Source organism: Pedobacter montanisoli (genome assembly GCF_022809115.1).
GTDB classification, from domain to species: Bacteria; Bacteroidota; Bacteroidia; order Sphingobacteriales; family Sphingobacteriaceae; genus Pedobacter; species Pedobacter montanisoli.
The window spans coordinates 407,951-428,606 of sequence record NZ_JALGBH010000001.1; the positions used below are offsets into that span (position 1 = coordinate 407,951).

The 20,656-nt window shown below is 36.5% G+C and carries 8 protein-coding genes; 4 read left to right on the forward strand and 4 right to left on the reverse strand.

Annotated features, from left to right (window positions below):
* Window positions 1-143 precede the first annotated feature (143 nt).
* Genes MMF97_RS01810 through MMF97_RS01825 form a run of 4 tightly spaced genes read left to right on the forward strand, consistent with a single transcriptional unit; the run spans window position 144 to window position 6,549 of the window.
* On the forward strand, window positions 144-1,220 hold the full coding sequence (locus MMF97_RS01810) for an efflux RND transporter periplasmic adaptor subunit (RefSeq protein WP_243358140.1): 1,077 nt from the start codon (window positions 144-146) through the stop codon (window positions 1,218-1,220).
* Between the two features lie 10 nt (window positions 1,221-1,230).
* The gene (locus MMF97_RS01815) at window positions 1,231-4,359 is read left to right on the forward strand and encodes an efflux RND transporter permease subunit (protein WP_243358142.1); all 3,129 of its coding nucleotides are present in this window, start codon (window positions 1,231-1,233) and stop codon (window positions 4,357-4,359) included.
* The gene (locus MMF97_RS01820; protein WP_243358144.1) at window positions 4,349-5,665 is read left to right on the forward strand and encodes a TolC family protein; all 1,317 of its coding nucleotides are present in this window, start codon (window positions 4,349-4,351) and stop codon (window positions 5,663-5,665) included. Before MMF97_RS01815 ends, MMF97_RS01820 begins: the two co-directional genes overlap by 11 nt.
* A 17-nt stretch (window positions 5,666-5,682) precedes the next feature.
* Complete coding sequence (locus MMF97_RS01825; RefSeq protein ID WP_243358147.1) at window positions 5,683-6,549, forward strand: N-acetylglucosamine kinase; 867 nt, start codon at window positions 5,683-5,685, stop codon at window positions 6,547-6,549.
* 6 nt (window positions 6,550-6,555) lie between these two features.
* Here the strand turns inward: MMF97_RS01825 and MMF97_RS01830 are convergent, their stop codons facing one another.
* The 4 genes from MMF97_RS01830 to MMF97_RS01845 all read right to left on the reverse strand — a co-directional run bounded on the left by MMF97_RS01830 (window position 6,556) and on the right by MMF97_RS01845 (window position 20,504).
* Entirely contained in the window at window positions 6,556-6,792 is a 237-nt protein-coding gene (locus MMF97_RS01830) for a PID-CTERM protein-sorting domain-containing protein (protein WP_243358150.1), read from the reverse strand.
* A 136-nt stretch (window positions 6,793-6,928) separates the two neighbouring features.
* The gene (locus MMF97_RS01835; protein WP_243358158.1) at window positions 6,929-12,814 is read right to left on the reverse strand and encodes a T9SS type A sorting domain-containing protein; all 5,886 of its coding nucleotides are present in this window, start codon (window positions 12,812-12,814) and stop codon (window positions 6,929-6,931) included.
* A 155-nt stretch (window positions 12,815-12,969) separates the two neighbouring features.
* On the reverse strand, window positions 12,970-16,944 hold the full coding sequence (locus MMF97_RS01840; RefSeq protein ID WP_243358160.1) for a T9SS type A sorting domain-containing protein: 3,975 nt from the start codon (window positions 16,942-16,944) through the stop codon (window positions 12,970-12,972).
* Between the two features lie 281 nt (window positions 16,945-17,225).
* Window positions 17,226-20,504 (reverse strand): fibronectin type III domain-containing protein, encoded by a 3,279-nt coding sequence (locus MMF97_RS01845; protein ID WP_243358162.1) that lies wholly within the window; start codon window positions 20,502-20,504, stop codon window positions 17,226-17,228.
* Window positions 20,505-20,656: the final 152 nt, after the last annotated feature.

Genomic DNA, 20,656 nt, shown 5'->3' on the forward strand with positions numbered 1-20,656 from the left:
AATTTAAGTTTACCACAAATTTAAAATTTAAAATAAATTATCAGCCTACCTGCTTTATTTAACTGCTGTAACATACTTACTACAAGTAGCTTTGTAAAAAAACATTTAGATATTTTTGTATGTTAGCGTAACAAGCTCAATTTATGAAAAAAAGATATTTTATTTACTTCCTACTAATTGCTGGCCTTGCTTATCTGATTTTTTACCGCATTGGCGAAAATAAAAAAATAGAGGGACCGGGTAAAGGTGGCTCAAAAAAAGATAAAAAAGGTGATGGTCCGGCCTTAAATGTTGAAGGTGTAATTGTAAAAACTTCGAGCTTTACCAATAACCTTGAACTAACGGGTAGTATAGAGCCTAATGAAGCTGTAAGTTTACAGAGCGAAGTTTCAGGATTAGTTACCGGAATTTACTTTACAGAAGGTTCCAGCGTAGCTAAAGGAACACTATTAGTTAAGATCAATGATAAAGATATACAGGCACAGATCAAAGATATCAACACCAAAGAAAAGCTTGCCGCAACAAATGAAGATAGAGCGAAACAACTCTTACAAAAAGGTGCTATCAGCCAGGAAGAATATGATACTTCATTAGCAGATCTTCAATCTATAAGAGCCCAGACACAGGTATTAAAAGCGCAATTGGCCAAAACATCCATTTATGCTCCTTTTAGTGGTAAGATTGGTTTACGCTCTATTTCCTTGGGCGAATACCTTACACCGAATAAGATAATAGCGAATTTATTGAGCACTAATCCAGTAAAGATCTCTTTTTCTTTACCTGAACGTTATGCTTCACAGATCAAGAACAATACACCTATCAAATTTACCATTGATGCTTCTCATAAAACATTTGAGGGCCGTGTATTTGCTATAGAACCGGGTATTAACCAACAAACCCGTACTTTAAATGTTAAAGCTCTTGCCAGGAATGACAAAAACGAACTTGTTCCGGGTTCTTTTGCCAAGGTAAGTTTAGATCTGCAAACGATTAGCAACGCCATTTTAATTCCAACAGAAGCCATTATTCCTATTCTGGATGGTAAAATGGTTTACACGGTAAAAGATGGCAAAGCCCAAAAAGTAAATGTAGAAGCAGGAACCAGAACGGCTACCAGCATCCTGATCCAATCGGGTTTAAATGTTGGCGATACGGTATTAACCACCGGCGCTATGGCTGTAAAGCAAGGTTCTTCTGTAAAAGTTAAGGTTGTAAATTAAAGAAATTGCCATGAGTATCTCTACCACCAGTATAAAACGCCCGGTGCTGGCAATTGTAATGAACCTGATCATTGTACTATTTGGTATAATAGGTTATAATTTTTTGGGTATCAGAGAATATCCATCCATAGATCCAACTATTATATCTGTTCGTACTTCTTATCCTGGGGCAAATGCAGACATTATTGAATCGCAGATTACCGAACCTTTAGAAAAGTCAATTAACTCTATTGACGGGATCAGGAACATCACCTCATCTAGTAACCAAGGTTCAAGTAATATTACCATAGAATTTAATTTAGGAAAAGATATTAATGAGGCTGCTAACGATGTACGTGATAAAGTGTCGCAAGCTGCCCGAAGTCTTCCGAAAGATATTGACGGTTTACCAACAGTAAGTAAAGCAGACGCAAACTCTGATGCGATCATATCCATGACCATACAAAGCGATAAGCGGGGTGTGACCGATTTGAGTGATTTTGCAGAAAATGTAATTGCCGACCGCATACAAACCATTCCTGGGGTAAGTAGCATGCAAATACAGGGGCAACGTAAATATGCCATGCGTTTGCGTATAGATCCTAACAAGCTTGCTTCTTATGGATTAACTACTCAAGATATTGTATCTGCTCTCGATCGTGAAAACGTTGAGTTACCTTCGGGCAAACTTACAGGTGCCGCTACCGAACTTACGGTAAAAACGATGGGTAAACTTACCAACGCTGAACAGTTTAACAACCTGATCTTAAAATCAGATAGCAACAGCGTGGTCAAGTTACAAGATGTAGCCGTTGCCGAAATAGGTTCTGAGAACGAGGAAACTATTTTACGCGAATCAGGTAAACCGATGGTTGCCATTGGTGTTATTCCGCAACCGGGGGCAAACTACTTAGATATCAGTAAAGAATTTTATAAACGATTAGAAAAACTAAAAACAGATGTACCTCAGGACATACAATTGAAGGTTTCGCTTGATACAACAAAATTCATCAAGAAATCAGTTACCGAAGTGGCGGAGACCATCCTCATCTCCTTAGTGCTGGTAATCCTGATTATTTACCTGTTCTTTAGAGATTGGGGAATTGCATTCAGGCCACTGATTGATATTCCGGTTTCATTAATTGCCACTTTCTTTATCATGTATATTTTTGGTTTCTCCATCAATGTACTTACTTTATTAGCTATTGTTTTAGCTACAGGCCTGGTGGTTGATGATGGTATTGTGGTAACTGAGAACATCTTTAAAAAAATTGAAGAAGGTTACAGCCCTATTGAGGCCGCCATTAAAGGCTCTAACGAAATATTTTTTGCTGTAATCTCTATTTCTATAACCTTAGCTGCGGTGTTTTTACCTGTAATATTCTTACAGGGATTTGTAGGGCGGCTTTTCAGGGAATTTGGGGTGGTGATTGGTGCGGCAGTGCTCATTTCTGCATTTGTATCGTTAACATTAACGCCAATGTTAAACGCTTATTTAATGAAAAAAGGTGGGCATGCACCTTCTAAATTTTATAAGTTCACTGAACCTTATTTCATTAAGCTTAACGATACTTATAAGCACAGCCTCAATTCGTTTTTAAAACGCCGGTGGCTGGCCATTCCTATATTGGTAATCTGTACAGCATTAATTGCGCTTTTCTGGAACTTATTAAAAAAGGAAACCGCTCCTTACGATGACCGTAGCGCTATAAACATGAATGTTACCACGCCAGAAGGATCTTCTTTTGCTTATACTGATAGGTTTATCATGAAGATAAACCAAATGGTGCAAGACTCCGTTCCTGAGAAAAACGTTAACATCACCATCTCTTCGCCCGGATTTGGCGGTTCTTCTACCAACTCTGGTTTTGTACGCATGGGTCTTGTTGATCCCGAAGACCGGGAAAGAAGTCAAAAAGACATTGCAGAGATGCTAACCAAAATTACCCGTAAATATACCGAGGGTAAAGTAACCGTTACCCAGCAACCTACTATATCAGTAGGGAGACGTGGCGGTTTACCTATCAGCTATATCATACAGGCTCAAAACTTTGATAAGCTAAGAGAAAAGTTGCCGTTGTTTATGGATGAGGTAGCTAATGACCCTACATTTACAACTTCTGACGTAAACTTAAAGTTCAATAAGCCTGAAATAAATCTTACCATAGATCGCGAAAAGGCGAAAAATCTTGGTGTTTCTACTGTTGATATTGCGCAGACACTACAATTAGGATTAAGTGGACAACGTTTCTCTTATTTCTTTATGAACGGCAAGCAATACCAGGTTATTGGGCAATTTGATGTTAGTGACAGAAAAGATCCTTTAGATTTAAGTTCTGTATATGTACGTAACAATAAAGGAGCACTTATTCAGTTGGACAACCTGATTATTTCTAAGGAGCAGAGCAATCCTCCGCAGTTGTATCATAATAACAGATTTATCTCTGCTACGATATCTGCTGGTTTAGCTCCGGGCAAAAGCATTGGTGATGGTATTGAGGCGATGGATAAGATTGCGGCAAAAGTACTGGATGACAGTTTTACAACAGATTTAAGTGGTGAGTCAAGAGATTTTAAAGAAAGCTCATCCAATACTATGTTTGCTTTTGGATTAGCCTTGTTATTGGTTTACCTGATATTATCTGCACAGTTTGAAAGTTTTAAAGACCCTATTATTATCATTTTAACGGTACCTATGGCTGTTGCAGGTGCTTTTCTATCGTTATGGTTATGTGGCCAAAGCTGGAATATTTTCAGCCAAATTGGGACAATCATGCTTATCGGTTTGGTTACCAAAAACGGTATCTTAATTGTTGAGTTTGCCAACCAGCTAAAAGAACAAGGAAAACCTGTACAAGAAGCGATCAGAGAAGCAGCAGTTTCCAGATTAAGACCTATTTTAATGACCAGTTTGGCTATTGCATTCGGTGCATTACCTATTGCTTTAGCATTAGGGGCGGCCGCCAAAAGTAGAATGAGTATGGGTACGGTAATTATTGGCGGTACGTTATTCTCATTAATATTAACCCTGTTTGTAATACCTGCTATTTATTCTTTCTGGTCTAAGGAACATAAAGAAAACAAGGAGCTTAAAGCCTCTTTAGCTTCTGCCGAGCAGGATAGTACAAATAAAGACCCAGAATTAGCAAATGAAAAATAAGCAGATTATATTTTTGGTATCGTTGATCTTTATCTTGATGCAGCAAAAGTTATTTGCTCAAAATGTTCTTTCATTAAAAGATGCCATTCAGATTACTTTACAGAACAACTACGATATCAAACTTGTAAAGAATGATTTAGAAATCTCTAAAAATAATGCAACACTTGGAAATTCGGGGATGTTACCTACGGCTACAGGAAATTTCGGTACGGGTGGAAGCATACAGAATACAGTACAAACACAATCAACAGGTACGCAACGTGTAACAGATGGGGCTAAGAACAGCAATCTCACTTATGGAATTGGCTTGGATTGGACCATATTTGATGGTTTTAAGATGTTTGCCAGTTATGATAAATTTAAAGCTTTAGAGAAACAGGGCGAAACCAATCTAAAGATACAGATACTGAATAGTATAGCCGATGTTGTGGCTGCCTATTACAACATTGTAAAACAACAGCAGCAGGTAATGGTAGCCGATAGCAGTTTGGATATCTCAAACATGCGGCTTAGAATTGCTCAGAATAAATTAAAAATAGGCAAAGGCTCTAAACTAGATGTACTTTCTGCTACTGTAGATTACAATGCAGATACATCTAATTACTTACAACAGAAAAATCTACTGAACAATTATAAGATTGCTTTGAATAGTCTTTTAGCCCGAGAGACCAATACTTCTTTTACGGTAAACAGTGAAATAGATTTAGAAGCCACCTTAAATTACAATGAATTAACAACCCAGGCTGAACAACTAAGCCCTGCTTTACAAAATGCATTAATCAACAAAAAGATTGCCGAGTTATCTCTTAAGCAGGTTTACGCAAATCGCTATCCAAAAATTAGTGTAAACGGTGGCTATGACTTTAACCGTAGCCAATCGCCTACCGGGTTTAATACCCAGTTTAGATCCAACGGATTTAGTTATGGATTAACGGCAAGCCTTAACTTATTTAACGGCTTTGTACAGCGTCAAAATGAACGTAATGCAAAAGTAGAGATTAATTCATCCCAACTACAAATAGATAAGACCAAGCAGGACATCTTAACTAAATTAGCTTCGGCCTATCAGGATTATATTACTTTTTTAGACCTGATCAAATTAGAAAAAAATAACCTTGATATTGCTAAACAGAATTTAGACATTACCTTAGAAAAATATCGCCTGGGAAGTATCACCCCACTTGAACTGAGAGAGGCACAAAAAAATGAATTAGATGCCAATAACAGATTCTTAGAAACTAAATATCAGGCTAAGCTCGCAGAGTTGAGTTTAAAACAAATTAGCGGAACGTTAAATTTGAATTAATTTATTATTTTTAGAGCATGATTTTAGTTGCCGATAGCGGATCTTCCAAAACAGATTGGATTGCTCATAATTCTAAAGAAACATTAGATTTCCATACCCAGGGCATTAACCCGTATTTTTTGAATTCGCAGGAGATCATAAAGATCTTAAGTAAGAATAAAGATCTTTCAAAAATAGCTGCGGAGGTAAAAGAAATCTATTTTTTTGGCGCAGGTTGCTCTTCTCCTGATAAACGGGAAGTGGTATCCAATGCTTTATCTTCTTTCTTTAAGAATGCTTATGTTAGTGTAGATCATGATCTGATAGGTTCTGCTTATGCAACATGCGGAGACAAGAAAGGATTATCCTGTATTCTAGGAACAGGCTCTAATATCGCCTATTATGATGGCAAGGACGTTTATCCCGGTAAACATGGTTTAGGTTATATTTTAGGTGATGAAGGTTCCGGCACCTTTTTTGGCAGAAGAGTGCTTTTATCTTATCTCTATAAAACAATGCCGGCAGAATTGAGAGAGAAGTTTAAGCAAACTTATCCGGTAACCAAAGATATTGTAATAGAGCATATTTATCAAAAGCCTTTCCCTAATTCATATCTAGCAGCATTTAGCAAATTCATGGCAGCTAACAAATCTCATCCTTTTATTCAAAACCTGCTTAAAGATGGTTTCCAGGAATTCATAGATAGTAATGTTAAAGACTATAAGAATTACAGGTCATTAGAATGCAGCTTTGTAGGTTCAATTGCTTATTACTATCAGGATGAACTTAAAGCTGTTTTTGCAGCAAATGATATTAAAATAGGAAAAATCTTGCAAAAGCCGGTTGAGGGCATCTTTGAATATATCTTAAAAAGAGAAGGAATAGGTCAGCTACAAAGTGTTTAATTCTTATTAAACTTTTTCAGCAGTTTGACTTTCTTCTTTTCTCTTATCATTAATTTTTTTCAGGCCATAGGCTACACCCGCAGCAATAAGCAGGCTTGCTCCTCCATCAAAAGGCACATTCACATCATCAGGATCACAAGGTTCATCAGGATCAGGACATGGGAAACCCTGAGCATGTACTGTTGTTGTTAAAACCAACAACCCTAAAAACACATATACAATTTTCTTATAAATACTCTTCAAAACTTTGTTTGTTATTGTTCTTAGTAGCAATTAATTACAATTATACCATTTTTTGATAAAACCCCTCCCATCAACCTGTTATTTTTATTCCTTATTTTATTTATAACAGGTTATCACATCTTTAGCAACTGTTGTTTTACAATTTTATAAACTTAGAAGCAGCTAATCTTTTTCCTCCTTTAGCGTCGTAAATCTCGGCAATATAAGTTCCGGCAGTATATCCTGTAATATTTATACTATGACCTTCTGTTAATTCTTTAGCTTTAATATTTTTAGTAAGCAATATTTGTCCTGAAAGACCAATTATTTTTACAGTATAAACATCTGATACTAATGCTCCGCTATATTTTAAAGTAAAGTCTGCCTGTACCGGGTTTGGATATAAGTTTAATCCTTTCTGGGCATTCATATCAACCCCTACTTTAGATTTAGCTGCATTGAGAATTTTAGTTGTTTCAGCCAAACTTTCTCCATATACAGTCGAAATTGAGAATCTATCATTAATAAGTTCCTCATTTGTACCAGCATCAACAGTAAATTTATAAGTCGTGTTTCCTCGTAAAGGAACTGCTTTATTTAAGAGCTTATCATTTAACTGCAATACATATCCTGATGGAATATTTGAAGGGTTAAGCTCAAGTACAAAATTATTTTCTTTTAAGGTTTGTTTAAGTGTCAATTGAATAGGTTTATTTAACTCACTAACATCAGGCATTTTATTAATAGCTAAAGCTATTCCATCAATAGAGCTGGTATAAAGAGCTAAGCCTTGTCTGTCTCCTGGCATAAACCTGATATCTTCTACACCATCATATTCTGCCTTTCTTCCTTTCATGAATAAAACGGCTGTCTCATCATCAATGGTACGATCATTATTAGACAGTTTTATCTTTAATACTGGTAAAGCTTCCGAAAATAAACCCGTACTTGCTACAGAGAGTTTACCCGAGCTGCCTGAAACCATAGATACAGGATTGTCAACAGCCATCATTAAAGGAATAGATGAGTGAGAATTTACCTTTGCGCTCTCGTTAAAGGTAAAATTACCCCCACTTGTTTTACTTTCTACAAAAAATCCTTCTCCTGAAAGAATGTATCTGCTAGCTCCATTAATACCTGTATTAGTATCTCCATCATAAACAGCATATTTCTTTTCAACAGGATTATAATGCCTTACCGAGTTATTTATTAACCCCGATTTATCCAAGCCTCCGCTATTCCAGTCTATGGTTGCCGCATAAGGATTTCCTAACAAATTAAATCCTCCGGCTGCTGCATAATAAGTAAGCGGAACAGTAATAGATCCCTGATTTAATACCCCTTTATAATCCATCACTATACTTTCAGGATCTGCAAATGGCTTTTGCGTTTTATTAGTCAGGTTATTTATCCGATCTCCTCTGTAGAATAAATAAGTTCCTCTACCAATATTTTCACTTTCGTTTATATTATTTATCGGTTCAAAATCACTGGTATATTTCCATATACTACCTGCTGTACTTAAAGGTTCATCAAATCCTCCAGCGGTACTGGTAATACCAGTTAACCACATATCATCAATATACTGATTAAAGCTATAAGTACGGTTACCATAACTATTGGTATTTATAAACGAAGCCGTATTATCATAAACAGGTGAAGAAAGTAAACGATAAGTACGATAAGGATCAACAGATCCTCCGCTAATAAACCTTTCTACTCTTACTGAACCGGTAATTTTAGCAGTAGCAGGTAAAGAAGCGATAGTGGCAGAACCACTGGCGGCTGACTTCAGGTTAAGCAATCCGTTAGTTTTTAATTCTGTATTGGCATCAACGGTTAATATCCCATTTGTTTTAACTGAGAAATTACCTGAACTTAAAGTTTTGATACTCCCATTGGTAAATCTTACATTTTTAAAAGCGAGACCATTACCACTATCAGAGCCCTGATCTGTTATATTTTGGTTATTACCATTAAATACAAGATCAGTGTTATCAAGATTAATACGACCTCCAGAAGATAACCAACTAGATGAAATGTTAAGTGTACCTGAAGGTCCTGTTTTCACACCACCTCCCGAAGTAATAAAAGCCCCGTTATATGTTCCTGATAAAATATTTTGCGCTATTGTTCCGGCGTATTCAACACCCACAGTCCATGTTCTTCCAGCAGGTACACCAGTACCAGCTCTTGTGATTAATTTTCCTGCACCAATATCTGTAAAAGAACCGGCTAAAACATTGGTTCCTAAATTCAGGGATGCCAAAGATCCGGGACCTATTGAAATCTGGCCGTTTATTGTATAATTAACGGAGGAAGTAGACAATACCACCCCTTGATTATTATTAACAGTTAAGTTATTTATAATGCTTGGCAAACCATCTCCTGTTTGTTGAGAAACACCTCCATTATAAATAAAGTTACCTAATCCGTAAGTTTTAGTTCCCGTATTTTGCAAAGTTCCATTTAAGTTTCCTGTAGCAGTAAATCCTCGGGCATGTGCAGTAATTAATGTAGCACCAGTTCCCATAGTAAAGTTTCCAGTTGTACCATCAATAACCGAAGTACCAAAATCTACAATAGCGTTGTTTGCAACCGAGAAATTTAGTCCTTCAAAACTGCCTCCTGTCTTAGTAAAATTTTGGGTGCTGCCTCCGTTAAACACCAATGTTCTGGTACCTGTACCCGTACCGGCTTTTAATGCGCCTCCACTTATATTAAAGTTTCCTCCTACGTATAATGTACCATCTCCATTTGCTTTTAAAATATTAACCGTTCCCCCTTGTATTTCAAAGTTACGCCTAATAATAAGTGTGCCTCCAGGCGATGTTAAGTTCAGCGCTCCGCTACCTGTTGAAATAACTTTAAAATCCCGAGCTGAAAAGCCACTTTGTAAAATTGGTCCTGTGGAAACATTTTGCCCGGGGTCATTCCATATAAAATCAGAGAAAGTCTGAGCCGTTCCATTTATAGTAGAAGCAAAACTAGTATAACCTACTACCTCACAAATTGATCCGGTGTTCCAAATCATATTAGCCCCACTTGGAATTGCGGTACTGGAATTACCAATATCATGCACATATTTACCTCCATTCTCAATGGTTAATTTACCATTAGTAATATTAAGGCCTGTTTTATGTATTAATGTTCCCTTAATAATGATTCCCTGGCCTGAAAGTGCGGTACTTGTTTGTACAATTAGGGTACCTCCACTTTGTACTTCTACATCATCTATAGAGGAGATATTGGATGTTATGGCAACAGTATGTCCATTTAATATAGTTATTTTACTAGCATTAACAGTTGGTGACAAGGTTGCCGGAGACCAGTTAGAAATACCGTTAGAAGAAGTTTCCCAAATCTGGGAATTATTCCAAATACCACTAGCAACTGACCTGAAATAATCTGAGGCTACGCTTGCAGTTGTTGGATTAGGAACAATTATAGTCTCTTGAATTACAGGAACATGTACATTATCTTTTACAGTAACCGTCTGGTTACCAGCAGAGAATATATTAACATTTATAAATTTGTATCCCCCAGTAACTAAATCTGTAAGTGCCGGACTTATTGTTGCGCCTGCATCTGAGCTGCTTGTTGAGATAGAATTAGTGATAGCATCTGTCGGATTATAAAATTGGTCTACTGCTCTAACTCTAATTTGAAAGGATTTACCCCTAGCAGGAATAATAGGATTTCCCGTTTTACCTGTTACAGTACCCGGGGCAATATTCTGGTTAGGTAATAATACTAATAGCTTTGCATACTCCCCAGCCGCTACAGAAAAACCTGGGCTTGTACTTGAAGTCTTTAATCCATCTGTTACATTTACAGAAGTCAATGTACGCGTTGCTGAAGAAATTGCTGTTACTAAAGATATATTAAAAGTAGCCTCTCCATTAGCCAATGCTACATTAGATGGCATATTGGCATTTACATCGTTACTTGTGATACCAACTACATCTATAGCTGAATTTACTAAATTTCCAACGGCATCAACCGCTCTAACTACTACCTGAAAAGAATTTCCTGCAACTGCATTATTTGGTGCTCCCGTCTTCCCTGCAGCTATTCCCTGACTAAAACTTTCGCCTGGTAAAATCATTACAAGTTTGGTAAAAGCTCCAGCAACAACTGTTGGTAAAGATGCATTATAATTCGTAACTGTTGGGTTGGTCTGATTTTTTGCTGTAATTACAGGGGTCTCGCCTGCTTTGTTAAATGTTAAAGTAAAAGATGCCTTTCCTGCAACCAGATTTTTACCAGCTGGGGCAACAAAATTATCAACGTTTGCAATCTGTATAGCAACATTATCCGTTGCAGTAACCACATTATTCCAGTTATCATCCATCGCATAAGCAGTAACATTATAAGCTATGCCTGCAACTGGTTCAGAAGGAAGGCCCGATTTTCCAGAAGGTGAACCAGGATCTAAACTCTCTCCAGGGTACACGACCAAAAGTTTTCTGAAGCTACCTAATATAACTGTAAAGTTTGATGTATTAACGGTTTTAATTGGTGAGCTGTCATCTGATGCGGTTATAACTGATGAAGTAGTTGCTGTATTAACTGTTATATTAAAAATCTTTGTTCCATTAACCAGGTTTGAAGCAGGAGGTGTAACGGCTGCAGCATCATTTGAAGTAATTGCAATCAAGTTATTCGAGTTAACAACATTCCAATTAGCATCTACAGCATTAACTCTAATGGCTACATTACTTCCTGAAGTAGCAGAATACACTCCTGAAGTAACTTTTCCAGTAGATGTTCCCGGAGCCGCAGTTTCATTAGGCAACAATATCTGCATTTTTACATAAGCTCCTGCTATAACAGTTGGCAAAGCCCCATTATAAGAAAGGATTGCATTGTTTGTGTTATCTGTAACTGTTGAAACCGGAGTTTCACCTGCAATTTTAAAGTTAAGATCCCGGGTGGCTGATCCTCCGCTCAGGCTAACGGCTGCAGGATCTGTATAATTACTAACTCCACTCGTACTCACAGAAACATTATCAGTAATACTTACCTTATTCCAATAATCATCAACGGCATAAATTGTTATTCTATAATTACTTCCAGCTACAGGAGCAGTTGGCAATCCAGTTTTACCCATAGCAGAACCCGGCTCAAAAGTTTCCCCAGGTAAAACCATTAATAACTTACTAAAAGGGCCAATATTTACTTTGAAACTGGTGGTATTAGCAGGTAATATAGATGGGTTTGTAACACTTGTGGCTGTTATATTTCTATAAGCATTAGCTGTAGGAAGAGAGACAGTGAATGTTTTTATACCTCCAACCAAATTAGCATTAGTCGGTAACCCCGCATATGTATCATTTGATGTAATCGCTATTTCATCTGTAGCAGTATTAATCAAATTCCACGCATAATCTACAGCATTTATTGTAACATCAACTGTTTCTCCTGTGTTTTTTATTGTAGTTGCAACAGATGATTTGCCTGTTATCGATCCGGGATTCAGTGTTTCAGTAGGTAAAAGGGCTATTAATTTTACGAAAGATCCTGGTACTTTAGACAAAGGTGCTATCGCTGCTCCTACATCAAAACCCTTTATTATCCCATTTCCACCACTTCTTGTCAGAAGAATTTCGGGGCTTATTGTTTTAGTTACAGATTGGACTTCAATTCCTGATATAGTAATTGAATTATCACCATTTGTGCTACCTGTTACAGTATAACTAACAATCAATGAAGTTGCACTCACAGAAACAGCAGCATTACTAATATTAGGACCGTTAATAATAACGGTTCCTACTCCCGTGTTAAATTGCCACCCCGCAGGTCTGTTAAAAGATATTGTTCGGTTAGACCCGGCTGTAAAATCACCTGGAGCAGTTTCTGCAATCATAATATCTCCTAAAGCTGTATAAGTCGGATTTGGACCCACACTGGACTTATCATTAGAAATATTCCTTCCCCCCGTAGGCATGGTAACCACCACATCTGCAAAAGCAGAAAAGCCCACAAAAACAAAGCAAAAGATAAGGAATATCGTCCTTAAACCAGAAGTATAAAGTTGCATAAGCTATTATTTAGATTATAAGCCCTAAAGCTATAACACGTTGTAAATTAATCAAGTGGACGAATTTCTAAAAAAAGATAGTTATTTACAACACACTTCTGCTAAATACTTATTTATCAGTATCTCTTTTATCATCGCCAAAAGTGCTCAGGTAGTTAGTTCTTGATGAATTTAGCAGAACTCAGATGCTTTCCGGTAATCGTATCCACCAATTTAACTACATAAACACCTTTTTCTTTAGCACTAAAATCAATATTTAATCCACTTTGCAGTTTTTGTTGCTGCACCTGTTTATTATCTATTAATTTTCCTGCCAGGTCATATATGTTTATTGTATAGGTAGATGACGATTGCTCGCCATTGTATGCAAGTGTAAATATAGTAATTACTGGGTTCGGGAAAACAGATATTGGTAAATTATTTTTCTGAAGATCGTACTTAACACTTTGATCATTCAATACCTGCGTTCTATCGCCATTTCCATCAACATACCAAAGCCTGTAATAATTCATACCAGATACAGGATTTTTGTCAATGGAAGTATAGATACCAACTCCTTTAACATTTTCTTTTGTTAAATAAATGAATTCTGATTGATCTGTTGCTCTTTCAACCTCAAAATAACCTTCACGCACATCTTCAGGCGTTTCCCATTTAAGCTGCACACCATTATTGGTTTTCTGAACATTAAAGGTCGATACTTTTATAGGCAGGGTTGAAACGGTATTAACGGAAATTTCAAAACGACTATCTCCTTGTGTTTCTTTTATATTTTTATCTATGCTGAAGGCATAAACAGATCCTTCTTTAAGAACAGTTTCTGTATTTAAATAGCGGTCCAATAATTTAACTTCGTATTGACCAGGTATATTGCTAAGATTAAACTGCAAACTATAATTACCCGAAGTTGCGGCACTGGCAGACAGCTTAATCCTGGTTCCACTCTGGATTTCAGGAACATAGTTGATAGCCATAGCTACAGATACCGCATCTGATGACAAGCTTGATAAAAAAACTTCTTCTCCTGGCGCACTCTGAACATCTTCTTCTGTGGCTTTACTTTCTGCACCTTGTTTCATTACAATAAGTGTCTCAACCTCATTTAATGCATTCTCTTTAGCCAGTTTTATTTTAACTTTAGAAGGACTAGAGGAAGTTGCATTTAATGTGTTATCAGCTACATTTAATAATGATTTTCCTGTTATCGAACTATTTGCATTGGAAACTTTTGCATTTTCAGTAAAAGTAATTGAAGGTGAATTGCTATTGCTTACCATAACAAAGAAAGATTGACCAGACTCAATATATCTTGAACCTCCATTTACTTCATCTTCTCCATTAAAAATAGAATATTGTCGTGTAGCAGGATTCCAAATACGTACAATCTTTCTAATATTTCCGCTACGTTCAACTGCTAACCAATCTATTTTTGAAGCATAAGGATTACCCACTAAGCTAAAACCATCAGTACCATCAGAAGGCACATAATTTAAAGGAACTGTTATACTTTGTTGGTTTAAGATTCCTTTAAATCTAATGGTTGTAGATTCAGGATCAACATAAGGGCTTTTTAACTTGTCGTCCATATTAGAACGATCTCCCCTGTAAAACACATAAATACCCCTTCCAATTCCTACTGGTGAGGTCAGCTTTGCTATAGATGCAAAACTTCCATTGTGGGTAGAAACAGTAGTCCCATTATTTGGTGAAATATCAAATCCATTTTCAGGTCCTTTTGGCCCGGTAATAATCATGTTTTCAATCAGTTGTTTTGCACTATAAGTTCTTACTCCCTGTCCCTGATCAGAGATAAAGTTGGTTGTATTATCATATACCGGAGATGAAAGCATACGGTATGTTCTGTACATTGATTTTGGCCCACCAGTTACAAATCTTTCCACAATTACATCTCCTGTAATTGCAGAACCTTGAGGAATAGGGGCTACAGAGGCCGAATTGTAATGATCTGATTTCAAAACCAGCTTACCTGCCGCATTTAAAGTACTGTTATTATCTATATATAGATTACCGTTAGATTGAACAGTAAATGTTCCGCTACCTCCTAATGTTTTTTTACCACCTCCAGTAAATTTAAGTTCTTTTAATGATAACCCTGCTCCCGCATTAGAACCATTATCTGTTATATTTTGGTTAACACCATTAAATATCAATAAGGTATTATTGGTAAGCAAATCTATATGACCTCCCCCTGATATCCAGTTGCCACTAACATTAAGACTATTACCTAAAATGGTTTTTTTACCGGAACCGCCAAATACAATATCTTTATAAGAAATTGCTCCAGTAACATTCTGTGCGGCATTTGACAGATATTGTACATTTCCTAAAAAACTTAGCGTTTCATTTCCTGTTATAAGTAATGGAGTAGTTCCATAAAACAGCAGACTTCCTTGTTGATTAAGATTAAGCGTATAACCTTTTACCGCTGATAAATTCTGGATAGATTGATTAACCGAAAAACCAGGAGAACTGATATTAAATACAACACTTGTAGCAGAAGCTGCATTAAACAACAATTTTTCTACTTTCAATGTAGAAACGTTCGCATTGATTGTATTAATAGCTTTAGGAGAAATTGTAAAATTACCTTTTATATCTAATGTACCTGTTCCACTTATTGTAGCAGAACCTTCTGCCGTTGCAGATGAGGTAACCGTTAATGTTGCATTATTAATAGTTAAAGTTGCTGATTTTCCATTACCAAAAATCAAAGCGCCTACAGATTGTGCTGAACTAAGTTGAGGTTGATTGGTAAAAGTATTTACTCCTATTCGTGCCTGATCATTAGAAGTAGGAATACTTGCGGGCGACCAGTTCGAGGCCAAATTCCACTCTGATGAAGAAGATCCTACCCAGTCAAGATTTTTACCCGCAGCGGCTGGTGTTGTTTGTACGTTCTCAACAACATCCCCAGAACTAGGGTAATTGATCTGAGAACCTGATGACACCATATCTGTAATTGCATTAATACCAAAAGTAGCTCCTGGAGTTGGATTGGTTTTTATACCTACGGTAATAAAATAATAAGCACTGTTTACCAAAGAACCATCCGCATTACCTATAGAATAAAAAGTTTCTTTAATATTATAGTTCTGGATGGTCCCATCATAGTAATCAAGTTTTGCAACCATCACATCATCGGAATTGCCAAAAAAATCATCTGTTGACCTGTTTAGATACATGTTACCGGTAACCATTTGGGTAATATTACCCGAAACAGAGAACTTAAGCTGCGACATATCAAAAAATCCGCGTGTTTGAACTCTCATCCCATAAATAACTGCATTCTGTGTACCCGCAATCAATGGTTTTGAAATCCCGTTAGATGTATCATTAGCTCCACTAATATTAATTTGCATGCTATATAATTTCATCTCATCAAAAACAAAACGACCCGCTGTTGTTGATGAAACCTGCATAGCCGAATAGCCATAATAGTTGATGTTATTAATGTATGATTCTCCTCTATCTGTAGTTGCTTCCGTTTTAGATGCAGTATAAGTATCTACATAAAGATGCCAAACAAACTGCCCGCTTCTTTTTATACGTTGTACTCTAATGGCATAAGTAGCATTGTTTCCTGATATTTTAGACAGATCTACACTAACCAGATTATTATAATGGTCTGCCGAAGTACTATTGTCATATTTAGATCTTAAATATAAAGTTGAACCAACCTGCGTTAAAAAAACACCTTTTGCTGTTAGCAAATTACTATTTTCTGCAAGCAACCAATATTTCCAGGCATTTTTACCGTTACTAACTTCATCTGAGTTATCAGTATTTGCTCCGTTATTTCTGTATAACAAAGTCCATTCATAACCAAAAGTTTCATTATCTAAATTGGTATTCGCAGTTATAAATGACAACTGATAGGTAGCTGCTTGTGCATTTCCAATACTCGCCCAACCAAAACCAGCGTTATAGGTAAGATTGTTTGTTGAAGATAAATTTAATGCGGTATTTGTTCCCACCTGAGTAATTCCCATACCTAAACTGGGTGCATTAAAATTATTATAATAATAACCTGCACTGTTAAACACTTGTGCATGAATAAAATCAGGTAGAAATATAGAAATTATAAAGAGGAATATATATTTGATCTTCATTTGGTTTACCGCGAATAATTTCATCCGGCTTTATAGAAAACCAAAAAATAAGCCAGTTGTAATAAAACTGATACTTATTTATCTCTTTTATGCATCTAAAGCTAAAAACAAGTGATTTTTAATTTGAATAATCTTATCCCTATTGGTTTTTACCCAAAAAGAGTAAGGTTCTTTTTTCCCAATTTGTGGAAAACTTATCTCAGCATTAAGACCAACATCAAAAACAAATCACAACAAACTGAAAAACAACATATTACAATAAAACACCAAACACAAACATACTACTCTTTTATAATCTTTAAGGCGTCTATTTTAGCTAAATGATTCTCGCTGGTAAGTACAACCAAATAGGTACCTGCTTTCAAAAAATCTAATCTTCTTTCTATTCCGTTGATCAATTCTTTTCCGGCAACACTAAATCCGGCAATTCTTTTCCCATCCACTCCCGAAACTTTTATTTCATATTTTTCCTGATCTAACAGTCCGTTATACTTAAAATTAATAGTGCTTTTTACAGGAGAAGGCCAGGCCACAAATTTAGCTTGTTCAACCAGATCAAACTTTACATAAATGGGATCTGAGATGACTTGCCCATTGGATTTTTGTTGTATAAGCCTGTAATAATTGGCTCCTTTATCAGGAGAGAGATCTGCCACTTCATATTTTAACCGATCTGCCGATGCTTCTACTTCTTTAAGCGTACGATAAATGCCATTAGCACCCATTTTTTCAACGATAAATTGCCGGGTATCTTTTAGATACTCCCATCTTAAAACAATACCGTAATTTATTTTAAAGGCCAGCAGCTTAAGTTGTTCTGCCGACAAGGTTTGTACAGGTTCAAATAAAAGAGAAAACCTCTCTGCACCTTGACTGCCTGTTTCGCTTTTATTGATCTCAAAGCTATAAATATCACCATCTATTAACTCTTTTATTGTATTCAGGTATTTATCACGAAGTTTAATAGTGTATTTAGGATCAAATTCTTTCAGATCAAAATTTAGTAAATACTGCCCGTTAGCACTTGAAGTTACTTTTAAGCCTACTATCTTACTTTCGTTAGTAGTGGTTGACATAAAGTTGATACCCAACGGCTCTTTATCTGAAGAAAGACTGGACAAGGCAATAGTTTCACCAGCTAATTTATAACTATCTTCCTTATCAAATACATCATTTGATTGATCTTTAAATACCAGCGCAATTTCATCTTCATTGTAGGAATTAAGCGCCTTCATTTTTATACGTAAAACACTACCGTTAACCAGATCCAAAGCAGAATTAAAAGAAAGTTTACCCTGCTTAGCAGCAGGTATGTTTTCATTCGTATTAAGCATAGCAACGGGTTTTACAGAAGAAGCCTTAATGCTTTCTTTAAATTTAATTTTAGCTGAAGCTGCATTAGACTGAACAAAAAACGATTGCCCTGATGCAATATATCTAGCCCCTCCATTCACCCCTATGCCATTTTTATAAGTAGAGTAATTATGGAACACGGGATTATAAATCCAGACTGTACCTTCTATATTTACCTTATCTGTTCCCCAGTTTGTAGAATCCCAATCAATAGCAGAAGCATAGGGATTGCCTAAAAGATTAAAAGTTAGGGCATTATTATAAACCAGGTTAACTGTAATATCCTGTTGATTAAGATTTCCTCTAAAACCCATAACCACGTCTTCCGGATTAGCATAAGGAGCTTTTATCTTAGTTTCAGGATTATTTCTGTTTCCCCTGAAAAACAGGTATATTCCTTTACCCGAAGCCACTGATTGCTGCATATTGGTAACCGCTACAAAATTACCATTGTGCGTATATAAAGACGGATAATCATTATTATATGAAAAATCAAATCCGGCAGCTACTCCTCCTGTCCCGGTTACAATAGTAGAATTTTTGATATCCTGCAAAATATAGGTTCTGTTTCCAGGCAAGTCGGTATTAATGAAGTTATCGCTATTGTTATAAACTGCAGAAGACAACATTCTGTAAGTGCGGTAAATATTAGCCACTCCCCCTTTTATAAAACGCTCTACGGTTACTTTACCTCTTATGCTATTATTGGTCGGAACAGGTGCTACTGCTGCTGTTTGCGTCTGGGTAGATTTTAACACCAATCCATCGTTGGTATAAAATATACCATTTTCAACTGTAAGCAAATCTGTTATATTTAAAGTGCCGCTAAGGGTTACATTAGCAGGGTTATTGATCACTAAACGGTAAATTACAGCTTGCTGAAAAACATTACCGTAAAGCGTCTGCACAGTTGCTCCATTAAATTCAACCGAGCCATTATTTGCAATAATCTGACCGGTATTACTCAATTGTCCTGCAATTTTTATGGTTCCGTTATTTTGAACCGAAGCCCCATTCTCTATGTTAAGATTCCGAACAGCAGCAACAGTAAGAGAAGAAATAACAGGAAATCTTGGAGCGGAAGCAGGAATAAGTACATCTGCCGAAGAGTTTGGAACAATTCCTCCGCACCAATTATTGGGCTCTGTCCAGTCTGTATTTGTGTTTCCCAACCATAAACTACCATTACAGCTAACTAAGGTTTTAACCGTCCCATCAACCGATGCACTGAGGTTTTCTCTAATAGCAAAAACTTTATAGTAATAGGTAGTTCCGGCAGATAACCCAGTATTATTGAAAGAAGTTACATCTGGGGCTACCTGCCCAATATAATCATAAGTTCCTGTTGAAGTAGTGGAGCGGTATATGGCAAATCCCAGTTCATCATTGGAATTATCTGTCCAATTTAAAGTAACAACGTTTGTACTGATACTCGTAAAAGCAAGATTGCTGGGGGCGGTTGTTTCTTGCGGATCGAACACAAATACCTGATTGCTTAAAGGCATGCCATTAATGGAATTCGTAGAGGATGCACTACTTACCGTAGCCGTACCAGATAAATTATTTAATGATAAAAAACCTTTTCCGGGTGGGCCACCAATACCTACAGTGGCACTCCTATTATTGGCACTTGTTTGTGTGGACTCTCTTCTATAGTTAAACTGCACATTTCCATTCTCAAATACTTTTAATTGAAAACTTATAGTTGAAACACTTAGAAGCGCTAGTATTATTTGGGCATTTTTATCCCATCTCATCCCATTCCACTCAATGGTAAAAATTCTATTAGGATAAGCCCCTTCTATCTTAGTTGAATAATTAGTTGAACTTAATAGGGACAAATCTAGAGGGACGATATCATCCCAAAGCGGAGCTAATACTGGCCCTTCGTTATTAACAGATACAAAATCATTATTTGGGTAAGACTGGGTAAGATTTGCGCCTAATCTCACTAAACCATTTGTACTTACTGATAGTTTGGTATAACGATTACCCATATACCAGAAATCAAAACCTATGTTTACATCATTAAATACATAATTACTTGATCCTCCCTGTAAGAGAGAAAGGCCTGAAATACTTGAGAATGTACTGGTAGTACTGCTAAATGCATATTTACTGATCTGCTGCGCAGCGCTTTGCGTGCAACAGAAACTGACGCATAAGGCTACAACAAGCCCAATGGTCTCTTTCAAAGGTAGTTTCATAGGTATAGGTAGATAGGTGCACTACGAAACAATCAGAAAAAGAGGATCAGCAAGAAGAATAAAGAAAGGAAGCGTTAAAAATATTTTCTGTTATCCCGCAATAATTTAAATATACGTTTTTACCTATATCTTTCAAAATATTTTTTAACGCA

Excerpts from the sequence above, each read along its gene's own strand:
- MMF97_RS01810 (WP_243358140.1), top strand. The coding sequence starts at position 144 with ATGAAAAAAAGATATTTTATTTACTTCCTACTAATTGCTGGCCTTGCT.
- MMF97_RS01815 (WP_243358142.1), top strand. The coding sequence starts at position 1,231 with ATGAGTATCTCTACCACCAGTATAAAACGCCCGGTGCTGGCAATTGTA.
- MMF97_RS01820 (WP_243358144.1), top strand. The coding sequence starts at position 4,349 with ATGAAAAATAAGCAGATTATATTTTTGGTATCGTTGATCTTTATCTTG.
- MMF97_RS01825 (WP_243358147.1), top strand. The coding sequence starts at position 5,683 with ATGATTTTAGTTGCCGATAGCGGATCTTCCAAAACAGATTGGATTGCT.
- MMF97_RS01835 (WP_243358158.1), bottom strand. The coding sequence starts at position 12,814 with ATGCAACTTTATACTTCTGGTTTAAGGACGATATTCCTTATCTTTTGC.
- MMF97_RS01840 (WP_243358160.1), bottom strand. The coding sequence starts at position 16,944 with ATGAAGATCAAATATATATTCCTCTTTATAATTTCTATATTTCTACCT.
- MMF97_RS01845 (WP_243358162.1), bottom strand. The coding sequence starts at position 20,504 with ATGAAACTACCTTTGAAAGAGACCATTGGGCTTGTTGTAGCCTTATGC.